This is a genomic window from Peribacillus sp. (assembly GCF_059453735.1).
The window spans coordinates 1-2,630 of sequence record NZ_JAZVJO010000299.1; the positions used below are offsets into that span (position 1 = coordinate 1).

Annotated in this window: 3 protein-coding genes; all 3 read left to right on the forward strand. The window is 35.7% G+C overall.

The window, feature by feature from the left end:
- The first annotated feature begins 40 nt into the window (after positions 1-40).
- Positions 41-1,456: a TcaA second domain-containing protein gene (locus AC52RT_RS09520; RefSeq protein WP_495540519.1), complete on the forward strand. Its 1,416-nt coding sequence runs from the start codon at positions 41-43 to the stop codon at positions 1,454-1,456.
- A 24-nt stretch (positions 1,457-1,480) separates the two neighbouring features.
- Positions 1,481-2,137: a hypothetical protein gene (locus tag AC52RT_RS09525; protein ID WP_495540520.1), complete on the forward strand. Its 657-nt coding sequence runs from the start codon at positions 1,481-1,483 to the stop codon at positions 2,135-2,137.
- Between the two features lie 32 nt (positions 2,138-2,169).
- Positions 2,170-2,630, forward strand: a 461-nt coding sequence (locus AC52RT_RS09530) for a GNAT family N-acetyltransferase (protein WP_495540521.1), incomplete at its 3' end; no start/stop codon positions are given.

Sequence of the window (2,630 nt, forward strand, 5' to 3'; positions counted from 1 at the left end):
AATTAAAAAAAAAAAAAAAATTAACTAACGAGGTGGAATTATGAATTGTCCAAATTGCGGACAAACAACAGAAAAGCATGCTGAATTTTGTCCAGCATGCGGGAATAAATTAAGTAATCAAAGACGAAAAGGAAGATTACCGCTCCGTAAAAACGGAATTATTATCATTTCAATTTCTTTATTCCTCATTTTGGCCGCAGTGATTGCTTACCAAACTGGTAAAAGTGCATCTTCTCCAAGTAAGGTTGTCGATTCTTTTCATAAAGCACTAGATGCGGAAGATAGCACTACAGTAACAAAATTATTGGTTTCTGATGTTGATGGATGGAAAGTTAAGAATAAAGATTCTCAAAAACTTTTAGATTATTATAAAGAAAACTCTTCTGACAAGGATCAATTAATCAGGCAATTGAATGAACAGGCAGAATCAGCCGAGGCTGGCCGGAATACTACTATTTATCGAGACGAAGATTATGCGGTCTTTTCTCTAAAGCAAGACGGGAAGAAATGGCTTCTATTTGATCAATATGTTATTACAGTTACCCCAGTGTATTTAAAAGTCAAGGTAGATCAAGACAATGCTCGAATCTTGGTCGATGGGAAGGAACTAACAGCAAAATCCACAAAAGATAAGACCTATAGCTCAGGGCCAATAGGACCTGGAAATCACGAAATAAAATCTGTCCTTCCCGGAAAATTCGTCTCTTCCGAGAAGAAAGAAGAAATCTCTATTTATAATGAAAAATATGATGAGGTATTCAAAGAGATTACATTCGACGTAGATGCGATTAAAGTGAATTCTTTTTACGAGGACTCTATTTTATTCATTAATGGTAAACGTACTGATATTGTACTTAATCCTGAATTTACTGACCTTGGCCTGCTTCCAATAGATGGTACGGTCAAACTCCATATTGAAAAGGAACTTCCATGGGGAAATTTTAAATCTGATGAAATAACAGTGAAGGACGACAACTATATTAAATTTGATGACCTTGCTGTGCTAACAGAGGCAGAGCAGGAGCCCATAATGAACATGCTCAATGAGAATTGGAAGCAATATACGGAAACACTCAATACATTGGATGAAAAGAAAATGAAGATCATGCCAGAAAAATCAAGAAAAAGTGTAATGAAGTATGCAAAACGGCTTAAAGGCTTGTCTGGGGGATATGAGGCCGAATTCGTAAAGGCAGTTTACGTTGTAGATTCATTAAAGATGCCTGTATATAATGCGGATCAAAACCGCTACGAACTAAAGGTAAAAGCAGAATATACATTGAACGAGCCCTTAAATCATGGATACTGGGTGCTTATCGATGGAGATAAAGCAACGACAACCTACTATTTAGACCTCTATTACGATGAAGATGATGAAAGTTGGAAAATTGAAGAGTATAAGGATGGTAGTTTTTATATAATCAGCAGCGATGTTACCAAAACTTTTGAATTTTAATCAAACTATTAAAGGGTGAAATTGATGCTTGAGACTCTTTTAAACTATGGACTTTTCTTTATTGGATTACTCTTATTTGTCTTACTGCTTGCTGCAGCAAAAAAGTTTCCCATTCTCAGTTATTTTCTTTCTGCTTTAAAATGGATATTTATCGTCGGCTTTCTACTCTTATATGGAGTGCTCTTCATCTTCAGTATTTCCTTTCTTGCCGCACTCTATATTTCATTCATCTCTTTATTTGTTACTGAACCTCATTTCTTTGCAGAGGGAAAGCGGCTGGATGTTTTATTGGGTGATCAAATAAACATGTTGGCGTTAGTACGTTTTTCAATTATGTATGGTGTCCTTTATTTTGTCTCCTACATGGGGGTTGGCTTATTTTTGGCATCTTTCAAACTGAACGTATGGGTTTACAATGGCCTCACCTATTTCATTACGATTTCAGTAACCATCTTCGGCTATCCATTGCTCATTCATACTTTCTTCCCTACTTTACAGGTTACTTATTTAGGGGTCACTTTTCTGCTGGCTTGTATCTTTACCATTATGATTAAACAGTTTATTAGGAAAGAATACCGTGCATACCAACGAAGTAGACCAATTCACTACATTATCTACAGACTAATTCCTTGGATAAAAAAAGGTAGTCCTCCGGATAATGAACCATATTTAGATAACTGACATTAAAAAAACGACAAAGGGAGTTATAAAAAATGCGTGGAGAATTTGTGTATTTAAGACCGGTTGTGAAAGAGGATATGGAGAGTTTTTACCATGCAGTCCATGATCAGGAAATCAGGTATATGACCGGTACCAGAAATACCTTCACTATGGAACAATTGTATGCACATTATGAAGAAATCACCACTGATCCAACACGTTTTGACTTTGCCATTTGTTTAGTAGAAAGTCAGGAAATTCTAGGTGACTTATCCATTTTAGAAATAGACAAAATAAATCAAAAAGCAGGATTTAGAATATCCTTACATAATACAAACTATTTAAATAAGGGGTATGGCACAGAGGCTGTTCAATTGGCCCTGCAATTTACCTTTGAGGAGCTTAAGTTAAATCGGTTACAATTAGAAGTTTTTTCACATAATAGTCGCGGCATTAAATCCTATGAAAAAGCAGGATTTACTATACATATACTCACAAGTCGGAGGCCAAGCGG

Excerpts from the sequence above, each read along its gene's own strand:
- AC52RT_RS09520 (WP_495540519.1), top strand. The coding sequence starts at position 41 with ATGAATTGTCCAAATTGCGGACAAACAACAGAAAAGCATGCTGAATTT.
- AC52RT_RS09525 (WP_495540520.1), top strand. The coding sequence starts at position 1,481 with ATGCTTGAGACTCTTTTAAACTATGGACTTTTCTTTATTGGATTACTC.